This is a genomic window from Nocardiopsis sp. iso_25, assembly GCF_056173305.1.
In genome coordinates this window covers 1,033,869-1,058,633 of sequence record NZ_CM149667.1, presented here as the reverse complement: position 1 = coordinate 1,058,633, position 24,765 = coordinate 1,033,869, and the positions used below count along the sequence as shown (strand labels likewise).

Sequence of the window (24,765 nt, the reverse complement as noted above, 5' to 3'; positions counted from 1 at the left end):
GGTCACGCGCGGATGTCCGGAATACGGCCATACAGCTCGCGCGTGCATTCGGTCATCCCTACCCACCGCAGCACACCGTCCAACATGACCGATCAGTTTTCCGTCATTTCCACAGAATGCATCGGAAAACAACCACAGAGACACCTGAATCTGCTGTGTCCTTATGACCACTTTGAGAGGTTTACTCAGCAGAAACCCGACAAACACCGGCTCTTAGTACACGCACCCAGTGTGACTAGGATCACAGAAATTATCCGGCCCTGGCACTCCGCCAAACACCACAAGAGGGCAGACGATAGACAGCGGAGGGCACCGAAGCCTTAATCCGGACAGTTTCTGTTCCGGATACTCCGTGAACTCCGTCTTGCCCTGGATTAACTCCCGGTTATTTCCGCCTGCCGAAAAACAGCACGGTTCAGCGACGTCGAACCACGACAATTACGGTGTAGCCAGTGATCGGACGCCTGCCCATCCTCGATATCTCTCCAGAGAACGACCTCGGACCGGTGAAAGCCGTTCCGGGCGAACGCTTCACCGTGGGAGCGACGGTGATCCGCGAGGGCCACGACTCCCTCGCCGCGGGCGTCGTCGTCTACTCCCCCGCGGGACGCCGCGAACAGCTCGTCCCCATGCGCGAGCACGCCCCCGGCACCGACCGCTACGAGGCCTGCGTCAGCCTCCCCACGGAGGGGACGTGGTCCTTCGCCGTCGAGTCGTGGACCGACCCCTTCGCCACCTGGCACCACGTCGCGGGCGTCAAGCTCCCGCTGGGCCAGGACACCGAGCTCGTCCTGGAGGAGGGCGCCCGCCTGCTCGCCCGCGCCGGGCGACGGGTCCCGCGCCGCCCCTTCCTCAACGCCGCCGCCAAGGCGCTGCGCGACACCTCGATGTCCCCGGTGGAGCGCTTCGAGGCGGCGCTCACCCCCGAGGTCCTGGCCGAGATGGAGCGCGCGCCCCTGCGCGAACTGGTCACCAGGTCCAGGCGCACCAGCGTCGTCGTCCACCGCGAGCGCGCGCTGTTCGGCTCCTGGTACGAGTTCTTCCCGCGCTCGGAGGGCGCCCAGGTCGACACCGCGCCCGGCCAGGAGCTCTCGGGCACCCTCGCCACCGCGGCCAAGCGCCTGCCCGCCATCGCCGACATGGGCTTCGACGTGGTCTACCTCCCGCCGATCCACCCGGTCGGCACCGCCCACCGCAAGGGCGCCAACAACGCCCTGACCGCCGGTCCCGGCGACCCCGGTTCGGTGTGGGCCATCGGGTCGGCCGACGGCGGCCACGACGCGGTCCACCCCGACCTGGGCACCCTCGCCGACTTCGACGCCTTCGTCGCCGAGGCCCGCGAGCACGGCATGGAGATCGCCCTGGACCTGGCCCTGCAGTGCTCCCCCGACCACCCCTGGGTCACCGAGCACCCCGAGTGGTTCACCGCCCGGGCCGACGGCTCCATCGCCTACGCCGAGAACCCGCCCAAGAAGTACCAGGACATCTACCCGCTCAACTTCGACCGCGACTTCGAGGGCCTGTACGCGGAGGTCCTGCGGGTGGTCGAGCACTGGATCGCGCACGGCGTGCGGATCTTCCGCGTCGACAACCCGCACACCAAGCCGGTCGCGTTCTGGCAGAAGCTGCTCGCCGACGTCGCCGACAGGCACCCCGACGTGCTCTTCCTCGCCGAGGCCTTCACCCGCCCCGCCATGATGCGCACCCTGGCCAAGGTCGGCTTCCACCAGTCCTACACCTACTTCACCTGGCGCAACGGCAAGGACGAGCTGACCGACTACCTCACCGAGCTGAGCCGGGAGAGCGCCCACTACCTGCGGCCCAACTTCTTCGCCAACACCCCGGACATCCTGCACGCCTACCTCCAGCACGGCGGTCGGCCCGCGTTCGCCGTCCGCGCCGTGCTGGCGGCCCTGCTCTCCCCCACCTGGGGCGTCTACTCCGGTTTCGAGCTGTGCGAGAACACCCCCGCCGGACCGGGCAGCGAGGAGTACCTCGACTCGGAGAAGTACCAGTACCGCCCCCGCGACTGGGCCGCGGCCGAGGCCTCCGGCGAGACCCTCGCCGGCCTCCTCACGCTGCTCAACCGGCTGCGCCGGGAGCACCCGGCCCTGCGGGAGCTGCGCAACCTGCGCTTCCACCACGTGGACCGGCCCGAGATCGTCTGCTTCTCCAAGCACCGGCCCGGCACCGGCCCCAAGAACCCCGACGACGCCGTGATCGCCGTCGTCAACCTCGACCCGCACCACGCACGCGAGGCGACGGTGCACCTGGATCTGCCGTCCATCGGCCTCACAAGGGAGGAGGAGCTCAGGGTGACCGACGAGCTGACCGGCCGTTCCTACACCTGGGGTGCGGACAACTACGTCCGGCTCGACCCCGCGGCCGGTCCCGCGCACGTGTTCACCGTCAGCGGCAGATAGCGGCCCCGGAACCAGCGCACGGGGCCCGGTGGAGCCGCTGCTCCGCCGGAGCCCCGCCGTGTCCGAAACGCCTGTTGAACCGACGTCGAACATTCTTGGTGGGGAGCATTAGATGAGCAAAGACGAGCCCGGCCCCGGCGGACGCGGTCACGCCGAACACGGTCCGCTCGCCCCGGCCACCGGGGCCGCCACCGGCCCGCTGATGTCCTCCGGCGGCACCAGTGATCCCCACTGGTACAAGCACGCCGTCTTCTACGAGGTGCTCGCCCGGGGCTTCTTCGACTCCAACGGCGACGGCACCGGCGACCTCGCCGGTCTGGTGCAGAAGCTGGACTACCTCCAGTGGCTGGGCATCGACTGCGTGTGGCTGCTGCCGATGTACGAGTCGCCCCTGCGCGACGGCGGCTACGACATCTCCGACTACTTCAAGATCCTCCCGGAGTTCGGCCGCACCGCCGACTTCGTGGAGCTCCTGGACGAGGCGCACCGGCGCGGGATCCGGGTCATCACCGACCTGGTCATGAACCACACCAGCGACCAGCACCCGTGGTTCAAGGCCTCACGCGAGGACCCGGACGGGCCCTACGGGGACTTCTACGTGTGGTCGGACACCGACGACCGCTACGACGGGGCCCGCATCATCTTCGTCGACACCGAGACGTCCAACTGGACCTACGACGAGGTCCGCGGCCAGTACTACTGGCACCGGTTCTTCTCCCACCAGCCCGACCTCAACTTCGAGAACCCGGCCGTCCAGGAGGCGATCCTGGAGGTCCTGCGCTACTGGCTGGACCTGGGCATCGACGGGTTCCGCCTGGACGCCGTGCCCTACCTGTACGAGCGCGAGGGCACCAACTGCGAGAACCTCAAGGAGACGCACGAGTTCCTCAAGCGCGTGCGCGCCGAGGTGGACCGGCTCTACCCCGACCGCGTGCTGCTGAGCGAGGCCAACCAGTGGCCGTCCGACGTCGTCGACTACTTCGGCGACTTCGAGTCCGGCGGCGATGAGTGCCACATGAACTTCCACTTCCCGCTGATGCCGCGCATGTTCATGGCGGTCCGGCAGGAGCAGCGCTTCCCGATCTCGGAGATCCTCGCCCAGACGCCGCCGATCCCCCGCAACTGCCAGTGGGCGATCTTCCTGCGCAACCACGACGAGTTGACCCTGGAGATGGTCACCGACGAGGAGCGCGACTACATGTACTCCGAGTACGCCAAGGAACCCCGCATGCGCGCCAACGTGGGGATCCGCAGGCGGCTCGCACCCCTGCTGGACAACGACCGCAACCAGATCGAGCTGTTCACGGCCCTGCTGCTGTCCCTGCCGGGCTCGCCCGTCCTGTACTACGGCGACGAGATCGGCATGGGCGACAACATCTGGCTGGGCGACCGCGACGCTGTGCGCACGCCCATGCAGTGGAGCTCGGACCGCAACGCCGGGTTCTCCAAGGGCGACCCGGCCCGCCTGTACCTGCCGCTGATCATGGACCCGGTCTACGGGTACCAGGCGCTCAACGTGGAGTCCCAGCGCGACAACCCCGGCTCGCTGCTGCACTGGACGCGGCGCATGATCCAGATCCGCAAGCGCCACCCCGTGTTCGGCACCGGCGCCTTCACCGAGCTCAACGCCACCAACCCGAGCGTGCTGGCCTTCATCCGCGAGCACGGCGACGACCGGATGCTCTGCGTCAACAACCTGTCGCGGTATCCGCAGCCCGTGGAGCTGGACCTGGGGCGCTACGCCGGGGTCGCCCCGGTGGAGTGCGTGGGCGGTGTGCGCTTCCCCGAGATCGGGGAACTGCCCTACCTGCTCACCCTGCCCGGGCACGGCTTCTACTGGTTCCAGCTGCCCGCCACCGCCGACCGGGAGCCCTCGGGCACGGGCCGGGACGGCATGCCTTCCTACGGACTGCCCGAGGCCGGGGCCCGGGTGCACGCCACCTTCGAGACCTCGCCGGTGTCGGCGGCCGCGACCCGGCCGCACGCACCGGACCACCCAGTGAGCACGACGTCCAGCATCCAGGCCGGGTTCTCCCCCGCGTTCGGTGACGGCGCCCGCACCCCCTCCCACGGGAGCGCGGTGCGCGCCTCGGGCCCCTCCGGCCCGGCCGCGGAGCGCACGGGCCGGGGTGGGGGCGAGAAGGGAAACGGGTCGCTCTGACATGTCCCAACTCGAAGAACTCCTGGCCGTCTGGCTACCGAGACAGCGCTGGTTCTCCGGCAAGGGGATCCCCATCCGCCAGATCCGGGTCGAGAGCAGGCACACGCTGGTGACGTCGGGCCCCGACGGCCCGGACCTGAGCGTCCTGGTCCTCCAGGCCGGGCAGCGGGGCCGCAGCTCCCGCTACCAGGTGCTGCTGGGCTCGCGGCCGCCGCGCTCCCTGCCGCCGGACCTGGCGCGCGTGGCCATCGGCGTGTGCCAGGTGGCGGGCGGCAGACCCAGGGTGGTCTACGACGCCGCCCACGACGAGGAGCTGACCCGGATGCTCCTGGAGCGGTTCGCCGCCCCCACCGGGGCCGAACCCTCCGGAAAGGTGCGCTTCCGCAGCCTGCCGGGCGACAGCATCCGCACCGGTTCGGCCGGGCGGCTGCTCACCGGCGAGCAGTCCAACACGTCGCTGGTCTTCGGCGAGGACTACGTCCTCAAGACCTTCCGCAGGCTCTGGCCCGGACCCAACCCGGACCTGGAGCTGAACATGGCCCTGTCGGGGACCCCGTACGTGGCCCGGCCGTGCGGGTGGATCGAGGCCGACCTGGTCGGGCACTCCACGCCCACGACGCTGGCCATGCTCCAGACCTACATCCCGCACGCCACGGACGGCTGGGTGCTCGCCACCGCCAACGTGCGCGCCCTGCTGGAGGGGTCCGGGGACGGGCGCGAGTCCGCGTTCACCGGCGAGGCGGCCCGGCTGGGCCGCACCACCGCCGAGGTGCACCGGTCGCTGGCCCGGACCCTGCCCACGGACGTGCTCACCCCGACGGGCGCGGCCGAGATGGCCGACGCCATGGTCGAGCGCCTGGCTATGGCCAGCGCCGAGGTGCCGGAGCTGGCCGAGCACGCGCCCCGGGTGATGGAGGCCTACGCCGACTTCTCCGAGGTGGACGAGCCGCTGCCGATACAGCGCATCCACGGCGACTACCACCTGGGGCAGGCGATCCGGACCGGATCCGGGTGGGTGCTGCTGGACTTCGAGGGCGAACCCACCGTGCCGGTGCGCGACCGCCAGCGCCTGTCCAGCCCGCTGCGGGACGTGGCGGGGATGCTCCGCTCCTTCGACTACGCGGCCGGGTACCTGCTGATCGGGCACCCGGGCGACCCCGGTCTGGAGTGGGCGGCCCGCTCCTGGGCCCGGCACAACCGGGAGGCGTTCTGCCGGGGCTACGCCGACGGCGGAGGGGCCGACCCGGAGAAGCACCTGGCGGTCCTGCGGGCCTTCGAGTTCGACAAGGCCGTGTACGAGGTGCTGTACGAGGCCCGGAACCGGCCGAACTGGCTGCGGGTCCCGCTGGATTCCATCGCCACCGCCGCCGCGCCTCCCGTTCCCGGATAGGCGGTGTCCGGTGAAAGTTCGCTTGGCCCCTGGGGGTGGGGCTCGGGCGTCGGCGGGGTTCTGGAGGTGCCGGAGGCGGGTTCGCGAGGAACGAGCCAACCCGCCGAAGGCGCCGAAGGTTCTCGCCCTTGAGGCGCCCGAGCACGGGGCGAAGCGAAGCGGAGCCCCGAAGAGCACGGCCGCCTCCCGAGCACGGCGGCCGCCGCTTCGACCACCACGCCCCCCGATCCGTCCACACGAGTACCACGGAGCCCGCATTGACCTCGCCCCGCAGCGAACAACGTCCGCGTGCCAGCGCAGCCAAGACCGCGACGAACGGGAAGAGCCCGAAGAAGAAGGCCGTGGAGAGCATCCCGGTCGTGGAGGAGGTGTCGGTCGCCGAGACGGCGGCCGCGGTGGAACCCGCCGCAGTGAAGCCCGCCGGGGGCGGGGCGGCCAATGCGGGCAGGAAGGCCGCGACGGCGAAGACGGCTGGGAGGGCCCCGGCCGCGAAGCGGGCCCCGGCCTCCTCGAAGGGCAGGGCCTCCGCCGACGGGAAGGCCGAGGCGAACGGGAAGGCCGCGGCGACCAGGGCCCCGGCCGCATCCCGGCGCAAGGGGCCCGACCCCGAACTGGTCGCCGCCCTGGACCGGCTGGTGGACGGCCACCACCACGACCCGCACGCGCTGCTGGGCGTGCACGCCGAGGGCCGGGGCACCGTCGTGCGGGCCCTGCGGCCGGGCGCGGTGGAGGTGCACGCCGTCCTGGCCGACGGCTCGCGGCTGCGCCTGGACCACCTGCACCGGGGCGTGTTCTCCGCGAAGGTGTCCCGGAGCAGGCTCGGCTCCGTGCCCGACTACCGGATCAGCGCCCGCTACGAGGACGGCGCCGAGCACGTGGCCGCCGACCCGTACCGGTTCGCGCCGACCCTGGGCGAGCTGGACCTGCACCTGATCGGCGAGGGCCGCCACGAGGAGCTGTGGAACGCCCTCGGAGCGCACCTGCGGGTCGAGGACACCGCGATGGGCGAGGTGGCCGGAACCCGGTTCGCGGTGTGGGCGCCGGACGCGCGCGGTGTGCGGATGATCGGCGACTTCAACCACTGGAGCGGCGTCGGGCACCCGATGCGGAGCCTGGGCTCCAGCGGCGTGTGGGAGCTGTTCGTGCCCGGGATCGGCGAGGGCGGCCTGTACAAGTTCCAGGTCCTGGGCGCCGACGGGCACTGGCGCGACAAGGCCGACCCCATGGCGCGGTGCACGCAGATGCCGCCCGCGACCGCCTCCGTGGTCACCTCCTCCACGCACGTGTGGTCCGACCAGGAGTGGATGGCCGAGCGCAAGGGCGTGGAGCAGCACCGGGCGCCGATGAGCGTGTACGAGGTGCACCTGGGCTCTTGGCGGCCCGGACTGGGCTACGCCGAACTGGCCGAGGAACTGGTCGCGTACGTGACCGACATGGGGTTCACGCACGTGGAGTTCCTGCCCGTGGCGGGGCACCCCTACGACGGCTCCTGGGGATACCAGGTGACCTCGTACTACGCGCCCACGCCCCGGTTCGGCACGCCGGACGAGTTCCGCCACCTGGTGGACGCCCTGCACCGCGCGGGCGTCGGCGTGCTGCTGGACTGGGTGCCCGCGCACTTCCCGAAGGACGAGTGGGCGCTGGCCCGCTTCGACGGGAGCGCGCTGTACGAGCACCCCGACCCCCGCCGGAGCGAGCACCCGGACTGGGGGACGCTGATCTTCAACTACGGGCGGACCGAGGTGCGCAACTTCCTCGTGGCCAACGCCCTGTACTGGCTGGAGGAGTTCCACGTCGACGGCCTGCGGGTGGACGCGGTGGCCTCGATGATCTACCTGGACTACTCGCGCGACTCCGGGGCCTGGGAGCCGAACGTGTTCGGCGGCAGGGAGAACCTGGAGGCGATCGACTTCCTCAAGGAGCTCAACACCACCGTCTACCGGCGCAACCCGCACGTGGCGATGATCGCGGAGGAGTCCACCGCCTACACGGGCGTGACCACTCCGGTGGACCACGGCGGGCTCGGCTTCGGGTTCAAGTGGAACATGGGGTGGATGCACGACACCCTGGAGTACGTCAAGAAGGAGCCGGTCCACCGCCAGTACCACCACGACGACGTCACGTTCTCGATGGTCTACGCCTACAGCGAGAACTACGTGCTGCCGCTGTCGCACGACGAGGTGGTGCACGGCAAGCAGTCGCTGTTCAACAAGCCGCCCGGCGACGAGTGGCAGCGGTCGGCGACCCTGCGCGCGCTCCTGGCGTTCATGTGGTCCCACCCGGGCAAGCAGCTGCTGTTCATGGGCGGGGAGATCGCCCAGGGCGACGAGTGGTCGCACCGGGAGGGCGTGCCGTGGTGGCTGCTCCAGTTCGAGCACCACGCGGGGGTGCAGCGCCTGGTGCGGACGCTCAACGAGACCTACCGGCCGCGGGCCGCGCTGTGGTCGCGGGACACCGAACCGGCGGGCTTCACCTGGCTGGACGGCGGTGACCGCGAGGGGAACACGCTGTCGTACCTGCGCCACGGCGACGACGGCTCGGTGCTCGCCTGCGCGGTGAACTTCTCGCCGGTGCCCCGTACCGGGCGGCGGATGGGACTGCCCTCCGGGGGCCGGTGGAACGCGGTGCTCAACACCGACGAGGCGCGCTTCGGCGGGTCGGACCACCCGGCGCCCGCCCGCGTGGACGCCGAGCCCGTGCCCTGGGACGGGCAGCCGTTCTCGGCGGAGGTCGCCCTGCCCCCGCTCGGCGCGGTCTGGTTCGAGCCCGAGGCCCAGTAGGGCCCACGGTGCGGCGCCCGGGCCCTTCAGCCCGGGCGCCGAACTGTGTATCTTATACACTGTATTCGATACACAGTTGAGGAGCGTCGTTGTGGCAAGTACCGAGATCCGGACCTTCCGCGAGGACGACCGCGCCGAACTGCGGGCGCTGTTCGCCCGTGCGGGCGAGGGGTCGCCGTCGGGAACGCTCTGGGGACACCTTCCGTCCGAGGCCGCGATCTACCTGGATCCCTACATGGACCACGTGCCCGAATCGCTGCTGGTCGCCCTGGTCGACGGACGGATGGCGGGCTACCTGACCGGCTGCCCCGACCCCTCCGCGATGCCCGGGGAGAGTGAGCTCGTGGACCGCGCGATCCGGGAGCACCGGCTCGCGCTGCGACGAGGACCGGCGGCCTTCTTCGCCCGGGCCCTGCTGGACACGGCGGTGTCCGCCCTCCGGCGCAGACCGACCGCGGGCGAGCTCTCGGACCCGCGCTGGCCCGCCCACCTGCACGTCAACGTCGAGTCCCGGGCACGCGGCACCGGCGTGGGCGCCGCTCTGGTGCGCGAGTGGCAGGAGCGGCTGCGCGAGCAGGGATCACGCGGCTGCCACCTGCAGACCCTCGTGGAGAACACCGGCGCCGTGCGCTTCTTCGCGCGGGCCGGGTTCGAACCCCACGGACCGGCCCCCGTGGTGCCGGGCGTGCGCTTCGAGGGAGGGCACGTGCACCAGCGGACCATGGTGTGGAGCCCGTCGGCCTCCCGGCCCTGAGAGGCCGCGCTCACGGACGAACGCCTGACCGGCCGTCGGGAACACCCACCGCGGCCGACCGCCGGACCGCGCGTTCGCGGTTGGGGCGTCCGCGCCGACCGGCGGCCGGGGCCCGGGCGCCGCTCTGGTGCGCGAGCGGTGGGGGCGGCGGAAGCGGAACAGGGGCGAAAACCTCCGCGACGGGCCCTTCCCCTCACCGCCGCCGCGTGCTTGTGTGTCCTGCACCACAGGCACGACCGCTGGGAGACCACGTGTCCGACAACAGCCAGAGTTTCGTCCGGGTGCTGGGAAGGGGTGACGTCCTCGCCCTCGGCTTCGGCGCGATGATCGGTTTCGGCTGGATCGTGCTGGTGGGCGACTTCGTCGGCGCGGCGGGCAGCGCGGGCGCGGCGCTGGCCTTCGTGGTCGGCGGAGTCATCATGGCCTTCGTCGGCCTCACCTACGCCGAACTCGTCGCCGCGATGCCGCACGCGGGCGGGGAGCACCACTACGCCATGCGCGCCATCGGCCCCAAGGGGGCCTTCACCGCCTCCTGGGCCATGATCCTGGGCTACGTCTCCGTCGTCGCCTTCGAGGCCGTGGCCGTCCCCCGGACCCTCGTCTACCTCTTCCCCGACATGGCGGTCGTCCGCCTGTGGACCGTCGCCGGGTACGACGTCCACGCCAGCCTGGTCGCCGTCGGCGTGGCCGCAGCCGTGCTGATGACCGCCGTCAACTACGTCGGCATCAGGCCCGCGAGCGTCTTCCAGACCATCGCGGTGCTGTTCCTGCTGGTCACCGGGGCCGCCATGGTCACCGGCGCGTTCGTCGGCGGGTCCGTGGACAACATGCGGCCGCTGTTCGACGGCGGCGTCCCGGGCATGTTCGTGGTCCTGGTGGCGGTCCCGTTCCTCTTCGTCGGCTTCGACGTCATCCCGCAGTCGGCCTCCGAGATCAGGCTCCCGTACCGCATGGTCGGCACCCTGCTGGTGCTGTCGGTGTTCTGTGCGACCGCCTGGTACGTGATGGTCGTGCTGACGGCGGGCTCGGGCCTGGGCCCGGCCGAACTGGCGGACTCGGAACTGGCCTCCGCCGACGCCGTCGCCGCCATGTGGGACAGCCGGGCCATGGGCAACCTGCTCGTCCTCGGCGGCATCGCGGGCCTGATCACCAGCTGGAACGCCTTCCTCATCGGCGGCAGCCGCCTCATCTACGCCATGGCCGCCTCGCGGATGCTCCCGGCCTGGTTCGGCCGCCTGCACCCGCGCTTTCGCACCCCGTCCAACGCCGTGCTGTTCGTCGGCGCGCTCTCCCTGGTGTCGCCGTTCTTCGGCGAGCCGATGCTGGGCTGGCTGGTCAACGCCGGCGGCCTGAACATCGTGGTCGGCTTCGTCACCGTGGTGGTCAGCTTCCTCGTGCTGCGCCGCCGCGAACCCGCCATGGAGCGGCCCTTCACCGTTCCGGCGGGCGTCCCCGTCGGAACGGTGGCCCTCGTACTGTCCGTGGGACTGCTCCTTCTCTACCTGCCCGGCATGCCCGCGGCGCTGAGCTGGCCCAACGAGTGGCTGATGGTGCTCGTGTGGTGGGTGGCCGGGGCCGCCCTGATGTGGCGACTGCCCCGGATCACCGCGGGGCCCGACGCGGAGCGGCGCCTGGTCGAGGTGATGGACGCGCGCTCCCCCCGGGCCCCTCGGGCCTGACGGACGCCGCCGTGCGCTCCGCCGGTGCGCACGGCGGCGGGTTCCTACCGCCCGCGCGCGTGCCAGCCGGAGAGGCGGGCGACCGCCTCGTCCAGCACCTCGTCCCTCTTGCAGAACGCGAACCGCAGCAGGTGCGCGCCCTCCTCCTGACGGTCGTAGAACACCTGGGCGGGCACCGCCGCCACCCCGGCCTCCCGGGGCAGCGCGCGGGCCACCTCCACCCCGTCGGCGTACCCGAGCGGGCGGATGTCGGCCATGACGAAGTAGGTGCCCTCGCACGCGTCCACCTCGAAACCGGCCCCGGTCAGCCCCTCCACCAGGCGGTCGCGCTTGCCCTGGAGGGCGGTGCGCTGGGCGGCGACCCACCCCTCCTCCCGGTCGATGGCCTCGGCCGTGGCCAGCTGGAGGGCGCCGTTCGCGGAGAAGGTGAGGAACTGGTTCACCGTGCGCACCGCTGTGACCAGCGGTTCGGGCCCCATCACCCAGCCGGTCTTCCACCCGGTCACCGCGAACATCTTGCCGACCGAGGACACCGACAGCGTCCGCTCGCGCATGCCCGGCAGGGTGGCCAGCGGCACGTGCGGCCGCCCGTCGAAGGTGAGGAACTCGTACACCTCGTCGGTGAACGCGATCAGGTCGTGCTCGCGGCACACCCGCGCGACCTCTTCCAACTCCTCGGCGGTGAACACGGTCCCCGTGGGGTTGTGCGGCGTGTTCACCAGCACCATCCGGGTGCGGGGGCCCACGGCCGCGCGCAGCTCGGCGGGGTCGAAGGTGAAGCGGCCGGTCACGGGGTCCGGCCGCAGCGTCACCGGCCTGCGCACCCCGCCCGCCAGCGTGATCGTGGCGGCGTAGGAGTCGTACATCGGCTCGAAGACGATCACCTCGTCTCCGCGCTCCACCAGGGCGAGCATCGCGGCCGCGATCCCGGCGGTGGCGCCGACGGTCACGTAGACCTCGGTGTCCGGGTCCAGTTCGATGCCGTAGTGGCGGGCCCGGTACCGGCTCACCGCCCGCCGCAGCTCGGGACGGCCCGGCCCGGGCGGGTACTGGTTCACCCCCTCCAGGATGTGCCCGGAGGCGGCCTCCAGCAGGGAGCGGGGACCGTCGGTGTCGGGGAATCCCTGCCCCAGGTTGACCGATCCGGTCTCCACGGCCAGCCGCGTCATCTCGGCGAAGACCGTCTCGCCGTACACGCGCATTCGTTCGATCAGCGGTTCATCCACCCGACGAGCGTATCCACCCGCCCGGTCGGGGTGCCAGGAACGGGGACGCCGACGGGGCGGGTCCCCGGGAGGACCCGCCCCGTCCGCCGCCCGCCTACAGCAGCAGGCTCAGCACCATCCACGTCACGGGGCCGGCGATCAGCAGCGAGTCCAGGCGGTCCATGAGGCCGCCGTGCCCGGGCATGAACCTGCCCATGTCCTTGACCCCGAGGTCGCGCTTGAACAGCGACTCGATGAGGTCTCCGACGGTGGCGGCCAGCACGACGGCCAGGCCCAGGACCACGCCGACCCACCACGGGCCGTCCAGCATGAGCGTCACGCACAGCGCGCCCGCCACGGCGCAGCCCACGACCGATCCGCCGAAGCCCTCCCAGGTCTTGTTGGGGCTGATCACCGGCGCCATCTTGTGCCGGCCCAGCAGGATTCCGGCGAAGTACCCGCCGATGTCGCTGGAGATCGTCACCACGATGAACGTGACCAGGCGGTACTGGCCGTCCTCGGGATGGGAGATGAGCAGCAGCCACGTTCCGAAGAGGAACGGCAGGTACACCAGGGTGAACAGGTTGGCCGCGACGTCGGCCACGAACCCTTCCGTACCTCCGCGCAACCGCCACACCAGAGCGACGATCGCGGTCAGCGCGGTCGTGCCCACCAGCCAGTCGGTTCCCCCGAAGTAGGCGGCGACCTGCATGGCCACGCCGCCGACGGCCAGCGGTGCCACTGCCAGGCCCATGCCCTTGCCCGCGAACGCCCGGTTGACCTCGCGCAGGCCGATCAGCACCCCCAGGGAGGTGATGATCGTGAACAGCTGGGGGAGGGGGAAGATGGAGAAGAAGACGAGGGCGCCCAGGGCGCACCCGCTGGCGATGGCCACCGGGAGGTTGCGGCCCGTCCGGACCGGCTCACCCCCCGGTTTGTGCAGCACGAAGCGCTGCCCGTCCGGATCGGGACCGCCCTGCGGCCCGCCGCCGGGTCTGTGCTCGGGCGAGCGGTCATCGCCTCCCGAGTCGCTGGAGGAAGGAGGGGTCACCGGCTAAACCTCGAGCAGTTCCGATTCCTTGTGCTTCAGCAGCTCGTCGACGGACGCGACGTACTTCGAAGACAGTTCGTCCAGCTCGGCCTGGGCGCGGTGCGCCTCGTCCTCGCCGATGTCGCCGGACTTGACGGCCTTCTCGAAGGTGTCCTTGGCACGGCGGCGGACGTTGCGGATCGAGACCTTGCTGTCCTCGGCCTTGGTCCGCGCGACCTTGACGTACTCCTTGCGGCGCTCCTCGGAAAGATCGGGGAAGACCACGCGGATGACCTGGCCGTCGTCGGAGGGGTTCACGCCCAGGTCGCTGTTGCGGATGGCGTTGATGATGTCGGTGCGCGAGTTGACGTCGAACGGAGAGATGACCACCATGCGCGGCTCGGGGACCGAGAAGGAGGCCAGCTGGTTGATCGGCGTCCGGGCGCCGTAGTAGTCGACGGTGATCTTGTTGAAGGTCGCCGGGGTGGGGCGGCCGGTGCGGATCGTGGCGAAGTCCTCCTTCGCGACGGTCACGGCCTTCTCCATCTTCTCCTCGGCCTCGAGGAGGGTCTCTTCGATCATGTGGGCGCTCCCTGGTGTCGTGGCTTGCTGTGGTCGCGGAGGCTGTCTAGACCGGGGTCGGCCCGACGATGGTGCCGATCTTCTCACCGCGTACCGCGCGCAGGATGTTGCCCTGGCTCATCAGGTCGAACACGACGATGGGCAGCCCGTTGTCCATGCACAGGCTGACCGCGGTGGCGTCCATGACCTTGAGGCCGCGGGTGAGGACCTCGTTGTAGTTGAGCTTGTCGAACTTGACCGCGTCGGGGTTGCGCTGGGGGTCGGAGTCGTAGACCCCGTCGACCTGGGTGCCCTTGAGGACCGCCTGCGCGCCGATCTCCAGCGCGCGCTGGGCGGCGGTGGTGTCGGTCGAGAAGAACGGTGCGCCCAGACCGGCGCCGAAGATGACCACGCGGCCCTTCTCCAAGTGGCGGACGGCGCGGCGGGGGATGTAGGCCTCGGCGACCTGGCTCATGTGGATCGCGGTCTGCACGCGGGTGTCCACACCGAGCCGCTCCAGGAAGTCCTGGAGGGCGAGGCAGTTGATGACGGTGCCGAGCATGCCCATGTAGTCGGCGCGGCCGCGCTCGATGCCGCCCTCGGTGAGCTGGGCGCCGCGGAACATGTTGCCGCCGCCGACGACCACCGCGACCTGGATGCCCTCGGAGACCGCCTCGGCGATGGACTCGGCCACGTACTGGACGACCTCGGGGTCGATGCCCAGGCCGCCGCCGCCCGCGAACGCCTCGCCGGAGAGTTTGAGCATCACGCGCTTCCAGCCGGACCCGTGCATCGCCGGTTCGGTGCTCGTCACTTCGTTCACAGCCTGTGGCCTCCCTTGTCGTCCCCGAGCGGCACAGGGTCCCCCGAGTGTTCCTCGCCGCGGCCGGCCGGGCTCACGCGCCCCGCCATCCGCCCATATCCACCGAAGGTGCCGGGGAGCAGTCTCCCCGGCACCTCCATCATCTCAAAACCCTCAGGCTTGGCCGACCTTGAAGCGGACGAAGCGCTTGACGGTCACGCCGGCCTCGTCGACGACCTTCTGGACCGTCTTCTTGTTCTCCTTGACGAACGGCTGGCCGAGCAGCGTCACGTCCTTGAAGTAACCGTTGAGGCGGCCCTCCACGATCTTGGGGATGGCCTGCTCGGGCTTTCCCTCCTCGCGGGTGGTCTGCTCGGCGATGCGGCGCTCGTTCTCCACGACCTCGGCGGGGACGTCGTCCCGGCCGATGTACTGCGGGGCCAGCGCGGCGATCTGCTGGGCGAGGTCCTTGCCGACCTCCTCGTCAGCCTTGTCCAGCTCGACCAGGACGCCCATGGTGGGGGGCAGGTCCGGGTCGGACTTGTGGAGGTAGCTGGCGACGTAGGCGCCCTCGAACTTGGCGAAGCGGCGGAACTCCAGCTTCTCGCCGATGACCGCGCTCTTGGCCTCGATGAAGGCCTGGAGGGTCTTGCCCGGCTCGATCTCGGCGGCGGCGACGGTGGCGAGGTCGTCGCTGTCCTGGGCGGCGACGAAGTCGGCGACCTGGTTCACCAGCGCGATGAACTGGTCGTTCTTGGCGACGAAGTCGGTCTCGCAGTTGAGCTCGACGAGGGTGGCCTTGCCTTCGGACTCCTGCTTGAGGACGACCATGCCCTGGGCGGCGGTGCGCTCGGCGCGCTTGCCGACGTCCTTGGCACCCTTGACGCGCAGGGCCTCGACGGCCTTGTCGAAGTCGCCGTCGGCCTCGGTCAGGGCCTTCTTGCAGGCCATCATGCCGGCGCCGGTCATGTCGCGCAGCTTCTTGACGTCCGCGGCGGTGAAGTTCGCCATGACTGTTCTCGGATTCCCTTGGAGTGGAGAGTCTGTACGGAAAGTGGAGCTGATCCGGTCCCGGGCACCGAGCGGCCGCCCCGCCGGGAGCGGCGGGGCGGCGACGGTGCTCGGGGGCACGGGACTACTCGGCGTCGGGGGCCTTCGCGGGCGCGTCGACCGGGGAGTCCTCGGAGGTGGCCTCGGCCGGGGCCTCGGCGGCGACCTCGTCGGCCGGGGCGACGGCGGCGGTCTCGGCCGGAGCCTGCTCGGCGGCGGTCTCGGCGGCCTCGACGGGAGCCTGCTCGGCGGGGGCCTGCTCGGCGGGGGCCTCGGCCGAGTCGGCCTTGCCCTCCAGGAGCTCGCGCTCCCACTCGGCCAGGGGCTCCTCGGCGGACTTGCGCTCGCCGGAGGCCTCGGAGGCGCCGGAGCGGGCCATGAGACCGTCGGCGACGGCGTCGGCGACCACGCGGGTGAGCAGGCTGACGCTGCGGATGGCGTCGTCGTTACCCGGGATCGGGTAGTCGACCTCGTCCGGGTCGCAGTTGGTGTCCAGGATGGCCACCACCGGGATGTTCAGCTTGCGAGCCTCGCTGATCGCGATGTGCTCCTTCTTGGTGTCCACGATCCAGACCGCGCTGGGCACGCGGGACATGTCGCGGATACCGCCGAGGGTGCGCTCCAGCTTCTCCTTCTCACGGCGAAGGTTGAGGAGCTCCTTCTTGGTGAGCGAGGAGCCGGCGACGTCGTCGAAGTCGATCTCCTCCAGCTCCTTGAGGCGCTGGAGCCGCTTGTGCACGGTGGAGAAGTTGGTGAGCATGCCGCCCAGCCAGCGCTGGTTGACGTAGGGCATGCCGACGCGGCGGGCCTGCTCGTCGATGGCCTCCTGCGCCTGCTTCTTGGTGCCGACGAACAGGACGGTGCCGCCGTGGGCGACCGTCTGCTTGACGAACTCGTAGGCGCGGTCGATGTAGGCCAGCGACTTCTGGAGGTCGATGATGTAGATGCCGTTGCGCTCGGTGAAGATGAAGCGCTTCATCTTGGGGTTCCAGCGACGGGTCTGGTGCCCGAAGTGGACGCCGCTCTCCAGGAGCTGGCGGATCGTCACGACTGTGGCCATGACCTGGTCCTCCTTGAGGTGGCGGGGAGGGACCCCGCCCTCGGTTGTTCCTGACGCCCCGGCCGTACCGCCGCACCGCCCGGAGGCGGCACGGACCGCGGGTGCGGCCCCTCGCTGAGGAGGCTCGTGGACGTGCGTATTGTGATCGGCCCGACGGGCCACAGATGATTCTATCCTCCATCGGGAATACGTCGGGACCTGCGCCGCGTCGCGCCCCTTCCGCGGCGGGGCCGTCCACAGGCGCCGACTCCCCCTGGCGTCGCGGCCCCCGCGCCCGGACCCTGGAGGTATGGCCCCCTCGCTGCTCCTGACCCTGTCCCTGGCGCTCTCGCTCCTGTCCCCGCACCACCCCGCCGAGGCCGACTGGCGCTGGCCGGTGGACCCGCCGGTCGAGGTGCTGCGCCCCTTCGACCCGCCCGAACAGCGCTGGCTGCCCGGGCACCTGGGCGTGGATCTGGCCGCGGAACCCGGTCGGGAGGTCCGCGCGGCCGGGGCCGGGCGGGTGCACTTCACGGGCCGGGTGGCGGGCGCACCGCTGGTGAGCGTGGCGCACGGCGACCTGCGCACCACCTATCTGCCGGTGGAGTCCGACCTGGCCCGCGGCGACCCGGTCGCCGCCGGGGACGTCCTGGGCACGCTCGCCGCCGCGCCGCCGCACTGCCCGGACCGGCCCTGCCTGCACTGGGGCCTGCTCCGCGGCGACGCCTACCTCGACCCGCTCTCCCTGCTCGGCCTGGGGCGGTTCCGCCTGCTGCCGGTCCCGCCGACCGCGTCGCCGCACGGGAGCGGACGGCCCCGCCGGCGCCGCACCGGCCTCGGAGCGGACGGCTCCCGGGCGCCGGGCCGCCCCGTGCGCGCGGTGTCGCGTCCGCGCCCGCCCGACCACCGCCGCGGAGAGGGACTCAGGCGCACGGTACGCCGACCGGACACGTGCCCCCACACCGCTTCGGCCGGGCACCCGGCGGGGGGACACGGGCGCACGGTACGCAGACCGGGCGCGCCGGGACGAGCCCGAGGCGGCGCGGGGAGCGGTCAGGCGCGGGGGTGGGCCCGGCGGTAGGTGTCGCGCAGGCGCTCCACGGACACGTGGGTGTAGATCTGCGTGCTGCGCGGGCTGGCGTGGCCCAGGAACTCCTGCACGCTGCGCAGGTCGGCGCCGCCGTTGAGCAGGTGGGTGGCCGCGCTGTGCCGCAGACCGTGCGGCGCGCTGTCCGCACCGACGGCGCGCAGGTGGGCGTGCACGTCCTCGCGGGCCTGGCGGACACCCAGGCGGCCGCCCCGCGCCCCCAGGAACAGCGCGGAGCCGCTGGCGGCGCCCGCCATCTCCGGGCGTCCGCCGGACAGCCAGGCGTCGAGGGCGTCCAGGGCCGGACCGCCCACGGGGACCGTGCGCTCCTTGGCCCCCTTGCCCAGGACCCGCACGGTGTCGCGTTCGCGGTCCACGTCGGCGAGGTCCAAGGCGCACAGCTCGGCGACGCGCACACCGGTGGCGTAGAGCGTCTCCACCACCGCGCGGCGGCGCAGGCCGGTCGGGGTCTGCTCGGCCTCCCCCGCGATCGCCGCGGCGGCCTGGCGCTCGTCGAGCACCGTGGGCAGGGAGCGCTGCTGCGCCGGGCTGGCCAGGCGCGGGCCGGGGTCCGCCGCCAGCACGCCCTCGCGGTGCAGGAACCGGGTGAACGCGCGGACCGCGGCCACGCGGCGGGCCACGGTGGCGCGGCCGGCGCCCGCGTCGCGGGCACGGGACAGCCAGCCGCGCACCAGGTCCACGTCCAGGTCCCGCACGCCCCGCCCCCGCTCCTCCAAGTACGCGAGGAGGGAGCGCAGGTCGGCCAGGTAGCCGCGCACGGTGTGGGGCGAGCGCCCCAGCTCGCCCGACAGGTGCGCGGCGAAGCGCTCCAGCACGCCTACCTCCCTGAGGGCAGGCAGGCGACCCCCTCGACCTCCACGAGGTAGGTGGGGTCGACCAGGCCGCTCACCTCCACCAGGGAAGCGGCGGGCAGGTGTCCGTCGGGCAGGCACTCGACCAGGGCCGAGCGGAACTCCTCCAGGTCGGAGATGTGGCGCAGGTAATAGGTGAGCTTGACCAGGTCGCCCAGGTCCGCGCCGTGGCGGGACAGGACGGCCTCCAGGTTGCGGAAGATCTGGCGCGTCTGCCCCCCGACGTCCCCGGCGACCTCTCCCCCGGGTCCCTCGGGGGTCTGTCCGGAGACGAACAGCAGCGGCCCGTCCGCCACCAGGGCGTCACTGTAGGGTTTGGTCATGGCGTCACCGTACCCGTCCCGCGGGGTGCGTTACCGTCGCCGCACGCCGGTCCGCGTGCCGCCCCCGGCCGGGACCGCGTACCGGCTTCGCCGCCGCGCGCCGGAGAGCCGGACGGGCGTGAGCGGGCCACGGAGCGTACGCGGCGAGTGGGACGCGTCCGCGCCGGACCGGGCAGGCCGCGACCGTCCACAGCGCCTCACCGTCTCAGCCCGGTATCTGTCCGGCGGCCCCGACCTGTGCGGACCGTCGGCGGACGCTGTGAGCGGGCCACCGACCGCGACCGTCCACGGCGCCCCACGGCCTCGACCGGGCAGCTGTCCGGCGGCCCCGACCGCTGACCGCTGCGGCCCGACGGAGAACCCTGTGAACCGGTCACCGGCCCCGACCGCCTCCGCCCACTCACTGCGGCAGCCGCCAGCCCGCGGGGCAGCGCTCCACCAGCCCGGCCGCGGCCAGCATCCCCAGGGAGCGCAGGGTCCTCTCCAGACGGGTCCCGCTGGCCACGGCGATCACCGCAGGTCCGGCGCCGGACCGGGTCACCGCCGCCAGGACCCGGGCGCTGTCCTGGTCGAGCTCGGCCGACACCCGCAGCGGCCCGGTCTCCGGCGGCAGCTCCCCCAGCGCGCTCACCTGGGCGACGACGTCGTCCGCGCAGGTGACGCAACCCGCGTTCCAGTCGCGGAGCAGCAGGTGGCAGCCCACCGACATCGCCGAGGTGACCGGGCCGGGGACCGCCATCAGCACCCGGTTGAGCTCGGCGGCGTGCGAAGCGGTGTTGAGCGCCCCGCTGCGCCGTCCGGCCTCCACCACCACCGTGCCCGGGGTGAGCGCGGCGATCAGCCGGTTGCGGACCAGGAAGTCCGGTGCGCGCGGGGTGGCGCCCACCGGCCGCTCGCTCACCAGCACCCCGGTGCGGGCCACGTCGGCGAACAGGCCCGCGTGCCCGCGCGGGTAGTCCACGTCCAGCCCGCAGGCCAGCACCACGACCGTGCCGCCGTGGGCCTGGGCCGCCCGGTGCGCGGCCCCGTCGATCCCGTAGGCCCCGCCGGAGACCACCACGACCGCGCACTCGGCCAGCTCGTAGGCCATCTCCGCCGCCACGTGCTCCCCGTAGGGCGTGGCCGAGCGCGCACCCACTACAGCCACCGAGCGCAGGCACAGGTGACGCAGGTCCCCCGCGCCGCGCACCCACAGTCCGTGCGAGCGCCGCCCGCCGGGCAGGTCCAGTTCGTCGAGGCGGCCGGGCCACTCGGGATCCCGCGGCGCCACGAAGCGGATGCCGGACGCCGCCGAGTCGCCGAGCAGTCCGTCGGCATCCACCGCCCGTGCCGCGGCGCCCCACCGTGCCCACCTGCGCTCCAGCAGGGCCTGCGCCTCCGGCCCCGGGCCGTCCTCCCCTGCTCCGACGGGCACCGTGGGCGGGTGCGCCCCCGCCACCAGCAGCGCCCACACCCGTTCCGCGCCGTGCTCGGCGAGCATCGCCCCCAGCCACAGGTCCCCCGGCGGGGCCACCGCCGTCAGGCAGGCCCGCGCCCGCGCGTCCGCCTCGTCCTCCGCGTCCCGCACCGTTCCCCCGCTCCCCTCCGTCGTGTCCGTGCTCACCACGCGCGCCCCGCCCAGAGCGCGAAGGCGTAGGCCGCCTCCTCCTCGCCGGGGCGGTCCCGGTCGGCGAGGTCGGCCAGGGTCCAGGCGACCCGCAGGGCGCGGTCCACCCCCCGGGCGCTGATCTGTCCGAGGTCCATCGCTCTGCCCAGCACCCGCAGCGCGGCCGACTCCACCGGGAACTCCCGGCGCAGCTGCGCCCCGGGGATGGCCGCGTTGGTGGTCCAGGGCGTGTGCGCCAGCCTTTCGGCGGCGCGGCCGCGGGCCTTCTCCACCCGGGCGGCCACCACCTCGGAGGACTCGGCGAAGACGCGGTCGGCGAGCAGCTCGGCCCTCGACACCGGTTCCAGCTCCACCTTGAGGTCGATCCGGTCCAGCAGGGGCCCGGACAGGCGGGAGAAGTAGCGGCGCCGCTCACCGGCGGGGCAGGTGCACAGGGCGCCGGGCTTGGCGCAGGGGCAGGGGTTGGCGGCCATCACCAGCTGGAAGCGGGCCGGGAAGGTCACCGTCGAGGAGGCGCGGGCCAGGACCACCTCGCCGCGCTCCAGGGGTTCGCGCAGGGAGTCCAGCACCCCGCGCCCGAACTGCGGGGCCTCGTCGACGAAGAGCACGCCGCGGTGGGCCTTGGACACCCAGCCGGGCGTGGGGTAGCCGCTGCCGCCGCCGATGATCGAGGCCCGGGTGGAGGTGTGGTGCGGCGCCGCGAAGGGAGGCGCGGTGACCAGGGGCGCGCCGGGCGGCAGCATGCCCGCCACGGAGTGGATCGCGGTGGCCTCCAGCGCCTCGGCGGGGCTGAGCGGGGGCAGCACGGTGGGCAGGCGTTCGGCGAGCAGGCTCTTGCCGGTGCCGGGAGGCCCCAGCATCATGAGGTTGTGGCCTCCGGCCGCGGCGATCTCGACCGCGCGGCGGGCCACCGGCTGGCCCAGGACGTCGGACAGGTCGGGTCCCTGGCCGCGCGGCTCCCGGGGACGGGGCGCGGCCTCCTCCTCGTGCGCCTCGGGGAAGTACTCCCCGCGCAGCCACTGGCACAGGTCCACCAGGCTGTCCACCGCCGTCACCTCGGCACCGGGCACCAACCGGGCCTCGGCGGCGTTCCCCCGCGCGACGACGAACCTGCGGTAACCCTGCTCGGCGGCCGACACGACCGCCGGGAGGACTCCCAGCACCGGCCGCGCCCGGCCGTCCAGCCCCAGTTCGGCGATGAGGACGCTGTCCTCCAGCCGCTCCACCGGCACCGAGCCCGCCGCGGCCAGGACGGCGGCGGCGATGGCCAGGTCGAACAGGCTCCCGGACTTGGGCAGGCTGGCCGGGGACAGGCTGATGACGATCTGGCCGCTGGGCCACTCCTCGCCGCTGTTGACGACGGCGGCGCGGATGCGGTCCCTGGCCTCGCGGAGCGCGGCGTCGGGCAGCCCCACCAGGGTCACCCCGAAGTCGCCGCCGCCCAGGTGCACCTCCACCTCGACGATGTGCCCCTGGACGCCCAGCAGGGCGATGCAGCGGGTACGGGCGAGCGTCATCATGCCATCCCCCGCTCATGGGAGACGAACACGCGCCCGCCGCTGATCAGGACGCAGACGCCGTCCACGCGCAGGGGGTGGGCGGGCACCCGGTGCCGGACCGCCCAGGCGTGTCCGAGGCGGCGCAGGCGGCGCCGCTTGTCGGGGGTGATGGCCTCCACCGGGTGCCCGTGCCGGACGGAGGTACGGGTCTTGACCTCCGCGACGACCAGGACGGGGCCGTCCCGGGCCACGATGTCGATCTCCCCGTCGGGGATGCGCCAGTTGCGGGCGACCACCCGCATCCCGGCGCGTCGGAGGAAGGCCACGGCGAGGTCCTCGCCACGGCCGCCCAGCGTCCTTCGGTACTCGGCCCACCGTTCCAAGGTCGACCACCTCCCGTAACCACGGTCGGTGATCGCCGTTCACGGCGCCAGGGCCTGTTCCCTCCTGTGGAAAACCCCGGCGGCGTCCGGGGGGACCCGTCCCGGAGGAGGCCGGAACCCGGGGGCCGGGACCCGGGGGTCTGCCCGGCCGCCCGGCGGCCGGATCAGCTCTGCTCGCCCCCCTCGGCGGGCGGCATCTCCAGGTCGGCCTTGGTGATCTCCTCGACGTTGACGTCCTTGAACGTCACCACGCGGACGTTGCGGACGAACCTCGCCGGACGGTACATGTCCCAGACCCAGGCGTCCTCCATCACGACCTCGAAGTACATCTCCCCGTTCTCGGTCGAACGCGGCTGGAGGTCGACGTGGTTGGTGAGGTAGAACCGCCGCTCGGTCTCCACCACGTAGCTGAACAGACCGACGACGTCGCGGTACTCGCGATAGAGCTGGAGCTCCATCTCGGCCTCGTACTTCTCCAGGTCCTCAGAACTCATCCACGCGCTCGCTTTCGTCGCACTCTCCGGTCGTGGTGTGCCGGTCCCCTCCCACCCGGACACCGCCGACGGCCGGGATGTTCCCGGTCGACGGCGGCCCCGCGCGTCGGGGGACGCCGATACCGTCCAGCCTCCATCATGCGTCACGGAAGGGCCCCGTGTACTCCGCCGTGCGGATTTTCTCGCCGGACCGCCCGCGCGGTGCGTCACTCGTCCGCGGCGTTGAGCTCCTCGAAGGACTCCGGGACGCTGAGCGGGCCGATCTGCCCGACCGGCCAGATGATCACGAAGGCCCGCCCCACGACGTGGTCGATCGGGACCGCGCCGCCGCCGGGGTTGTTCTGGTTGAGCCGCGAGTCGGAGGAGATCGCCCGGTGGTCCCCCATCAGCCACAGGTGTCCCTCGGGCACCTCGATCGGGCCGAACTCGGTGTGCGTGGCCACGCTGCCCGGGTACAGGTAGGCCTCCTCTTCGAGGGGGACGCCGTTGACCAGGACGCGGTTCTGCTCGTCGCAGCACTCCACGGTGTCACCGGGCAGGCCGATGACCCGCTTGATGTACTCCTTGCCCGTGGGCGCCGCGCCCAGCTGCTGCTGCACCCACGTGAACGCGGCCGAGACCGGGTTGGTGGGCTCCGGGACCGACACGGTGTTCGGATCGTCCCAGGACCCGTTGCCGTCGAAGACGACCACCTCGCCGCGCTCGATGTCGCGGAGCTCGTAGACGACCTTGTTGACGAGTACCCGGTCACCGACGAGGAGTGTGTTCTCCATCGAGGTGGAGGGAATGTAGAAGGCCTGCACCAGCCAGGTTCTGATCACGAACGCCAGGACCACGGCGATCACGATCAGGACGGGGAGTTCCTTCCAGAACGACCCCTTCTTCTCGGTGCTCTGGGACTTGCTCATCTCGTCGTCCGCCCCCTCCTCCGACTCCTCGCCGTCGGCACCGGAGACAGCACTGGCTCCCGAGCTCTCGTGAGCTCGGGAGCCAGTGGCGGAGTCGTGCTCCTCCGGACCGGGCTGGGCGGATTCCTCGTCCTGGACCCCGTCCGAGCCGAGGTCCTTCTCGTCTTTGCTCATCGAGCCGAAGCCTATCCTGCCTCCCTGGCGGGAGCGGAGAGATTCGACACGGAAAAACGCCGGGAGGAAGCCCCGGAACACCCGGTCGCGGACTAGCGGCGCTCGCGGATGCGGGCGGCCTTGCCACGCAGGTCGCGCAGGTAGTACAGCTTGGCGCGACGCACGCGGCCGCGGGCGGCGACCTCGTACTTCTCGATGGCCGGGGTGTGGATCGGGAAGGTGCGCTCCACACCCACGCCGTAGCTCACCTTGCGGATGGTGAAGGTCTCGCGGTTGCCCGAGCCCTGGCGGCGGATGACGACGCCCTTGAAGACCTGGACACGGGTACGGTTGCCCTCGGTCACACGGACGTGGACGTTGAGGGTGTCACCCGGACGGAACTCCGGGACGTCGGAACGAAGCTGGGCCTTCTCCAGCTCCTGAATGGCGGTGTGCATCTCGCGAATCCTCATCGATAGCGCTCCGCGTCCTGCTCCCCTGCGGGGGAGGGGGTACGCGGGCGAGGGCCCGAATGGGTCTGTACTGTCGAACCGCCCGGGTGACCG

The 24,765-nt window shown here is 72.0% G+C and carries 21 protein-coding genes; 7 read left to right on the top strand and 14 right to left on the bottom strand.

Annotated features, from left to right (window positions below):
- Window positions 1–452: 452 nt before the first annotated feature.
- The 6 genes from AC0VX6_RS04820 to AC0VX6_RS04795 all read left to right on the top strand — a co-directional run bounded on the left by AC0VX6_RS04820 (window position 453) and on the right by AC0VX6_RS04795 (window position 11,187).
- On the top strand, window positions 453–2,423 hold the full coding sequence (locus tag AC0VX6_RS04820; RefSeq protein ID WP_475467474.1) for an alpha-1,4-glucan--maltose-1-phosphate maltosyltransferase: 1,971 nt from the start codon (window positions 453–455) through the stop codon (window positions 2,421–2,423).
- Window positions 2,424–2,535: 112 nt separating this feature from the next.
- Window positions 2,536–4,584, top strand: a complete 2,049-nt coding sequence (gene treS / locus AC0VX6_RS04815) for a maltose alpha-D-glucosyltransferase (RefSeq protein WP_475467472.1) — start codon at window positions 2,536–2,538, stop codon at window positions 4,582–4,584.
- A 1-nt stretch (window position 4,585) separates the two neighbouring features.
- Window positions 4,586–5,974, top strand: coding sequence for a maltokinase N-terminal cap-like domain-containing protein (locus tag AC0VX6_RS04810; protein WP_475467471.1), 1,389 nt, complete (start codon window positions 4,586–4,588; stop codon window positions 5,972–5,974).
- A gap of 611 nt (window positions 5,975–6,585) precedes the next feature.
- The gene (gene glgB, locus AC0VX6_RS04805) at window positions 6,586–8,754 is read left to right on the top strand and encodes a 1,4-alpha-glucan branching protein GlgB (RefSeq protein ID WP_475469256.1); all 2,169 of its coding nucleotides are present in this window, start codon (window positions 6,586–6,588) and stop codon (window positions 8,752–8,754) included.
- A 91-nt stretch (window positions 8,755–8,845) separates the two neighbouring features.
- A complete protein-coding gene (locus AC0VX6_RS04800) occupies window positions 8,846–9,508 on the top strand; it encodes a GNAT family N-acetyltransferase (RefSeq protein ID WP_274976369.1) in 663 nt (220 codons plus the stop codon).
- A gap of 251 nt (window positions 9,509–9,759) precedes the next feature.
- Window positions 9,760–11,187 carry an APC family permease gene (locus AC0VX6_RS04795; protein WP_475467470.1) on the top strand — a complete coding sequence of 476 codons (1,428 nt, stop codon included), beginning with the start codon at window positions 9,760–9,762 and terminating at the stop codon, window positions 11,185–11,187.
- Between the two features lie 44 nt (window positions 11,188–11,231).
- Here AC0VX6_RS04795 and AC0VX6_RS04790 read toward each other — a convergent pair whose 3' ends face one another.
- The 6 genes from AC0VX6_RS04790 to rpsB form a co-directional block, all read right to left on the bottom strand.
- Complete coding sequence (locus AC0VX6_RS04790; protein ID WP_274976367.1) at window positions 11,232–12,413, bottom strand: pyridoxal phosphate-dependent aminotransferase; 1,182 nt, start codon at window positions 12,411–12,413, stop codon at window positions 11,232–11,234.
- Between the two features lie 94 nt (window positions 12,414–12,507).
- Window positions 12,508–13,443, bottom strand: coding sequence for a phosphatidate cytidylyltransferase (locus tag AC0VX6_RS04785; RefSeq protein ID WP_274976366.1), 936 nt, complete (start codon window positions 13,441–13,443; stop codon window positions 12,508–12,510).
- 3 nt (window positions 13,444–13,446) lie between these two features.
- Window positions 13,447–14,004 carry a ribosome recycling factor gene (gene frr / locus AC0VX6_RS04780; protein WP_274976365.1) on the bottom strand — a complete coding sequence of 186 codons (558 nt, stop codon included), beginning with the start codon at window positions 14,002–14,004 and terminating at the stop codon, window positions 13,447–13,449.
- A 46-nt stretch (window positions 14,005–14,050) separates the two neighbouring features.
- Window positions 14,051–14,776, bottom strand: a complete 726-nt coding sequence (gene pyrH, locus AC0VX6_RS04775) for a UMP kinase (protein ID WP_036552624.1) — start codon at window positions 14,774–14,776, stop codon at window positions 14,051–14,053.
- 183 nt (window positions 14,777–14,959) lie between these two features.
- Window positions 14,960–15,796 carry a translation elongation factor Ts gene (gene tsf, locus AC0VX6_RS04770; protein ID WP_017566252.1) on the bottom strand — a complete coding sequence of 279 codons (837 nt, stop codon included), beginning with the start codon at window positions 15,794–15,796 and terminating at the stop codon, window positions 14,960–14,962.
- Window positions 15,797–15,920: 124 nt separating this feature from the next.
- Window positions 15,921–16,895: a 30S ribosomal protein S2 gene (rpsB, locus tag AC0VX6_RS04765; protein WP_475467468.1), complete on the bottom strand. Its 975-nt coding sequence runs from the start codon at window positions 16,893–16,895 to the stop codon at window positions 15,921–15,923.
- A 289-nt stretch (window positions 16,896–17,184) separates the two neighbouring features.
- On the opposite strand from rpsB, the gene AC0VX6_RS04760 reads away from it, so the two are divergent.
- On the top strand, window positions 17,185–17,955 hold the full coding sequence (locus AC0VX6_RS04760; protein WP_475467467.1) for a M23 family metallopeptidase: 771 nt from the start codon (window positions 17,185–17,187) through the stop codon (window positions 17,953–17,955).
- Here AC0VX6_RS04760 and AC0VX6_RS04755 read toward each other — a convergent pair.
- The 8 genes from AC0VX6_RS04755 to rplS form a co-directional block, all read right to left on the bottom strand.
- The gene (locus AC0VX6_RS04755; RefSeq protein ID WP_475467466.1) at window positions 17,928–18,797 is read right to left on the bottom strand and encodes a tyrosine recombinase XerC; all 870 of its coding nucleotides are present in this window, start codon (window positions 18,795–18,797) and stop codon (window positions 17,928–17,930) included. The genes AC0VX6_RS04760 and AC0VX6_RS04755 overlap by 28 nt on opposite strands.
- A gap of 2 nt (window positions 18,798–18,799) precedes the next feature.
- Entirely contained in the window at window positions 18,800–19,156 is a 357-nt protein-coding gene (locus tag AC0VX6_RS04750; protein WP_475467464.1) for a RidA family protein, read from the bottom strand.
- Window positions 19,157–19,556: 400 nt separating this feature from the next.
- Window positions 19,557–20,759 carry a DNA-processing protein DprA gene (locus AC0VX6_RS04745; protein ID WP_475467462.1) on the bottom strand — a complete coding sequence of 401 codons (1,203 nt, stop codon included), beginning with the start codon at window positions 20,757–20,759 and terminating at the stop codon, window positions 19,557–19,559.
- The gene (locus tag AC0VX6_RS04740) at window positions 20,756–22,279 is read right to left on the bottom strand and encodes a YifB family Mg chelatase-like AAA ATPase (RefSeq protein ID WP_475467460.1); all 1,524 of its coding nucleotides are present in this window, start codon (window positions 22,277–22,279) and stop codon (window positions 20,756–20,758) included. The genes AC0VX6_RS04745 and AC0VX6_RS04740 overlap by 4 nt, the downstream gene beginning before the upstream one ends.
- The gene (locus AC0VX6_RS04735) at window positions 22,279–22,644 is read right to left on the bottom strand and encodes a YraN family protein (protein WP_274976359.1); all 366 of its coding nucleotides are present in this window, start codon (window positions 22,642–22,644) and stop codon (window positions 22,279–22,281) included. Before AC0VX6_RS04735 ends, AC0VX6_RS04740 begins: the two co-directional genes overlap by 1 nt.
- Before the next feature lie 164 nt (window positions 22,645–22,808).
- The gene (locus AC0VX6_RS04730) at window positions 22,809–23,138 is read right to left on the bottom strand and encodes a DUF2469 domain-containing protein (RefSeq protein ID WP_274976358.1); all 330 of its coding nucleotides are present in this window, start codon (window positions 23,136–23,138) and stop codon (window positions 22,809–22,811) included.
- A gap of 206 nt (window positions 23,139–23,344) precedes the next feature.
- On the bottom strand, window positions 23,345–24,220 hold the full coding sequence (gene lepB / locus AC0VX6_RS04725; protein ID WP_475467458.1) for a signal peptidase I: 876 nt from the start codon (window positions 24,218–24,220) through the stop codon (window positions 23,345–23,347).
- Between the two features lie 92 nt (window positions 24,221–24,312).
- Window positions 24,313–24,657, bottom strand: a complete 345-nt coding sequence (rplS, locus tag AC0VX6_RS04720) for a 50S ribosomal protein L19 (protein WP_019608682.1) — start codon at window positions 24,655–24,657, stop codon at window positions 24,313–24,315.
- Window positions 24,658–24,765: the final 108 nt, after the last annotated feature.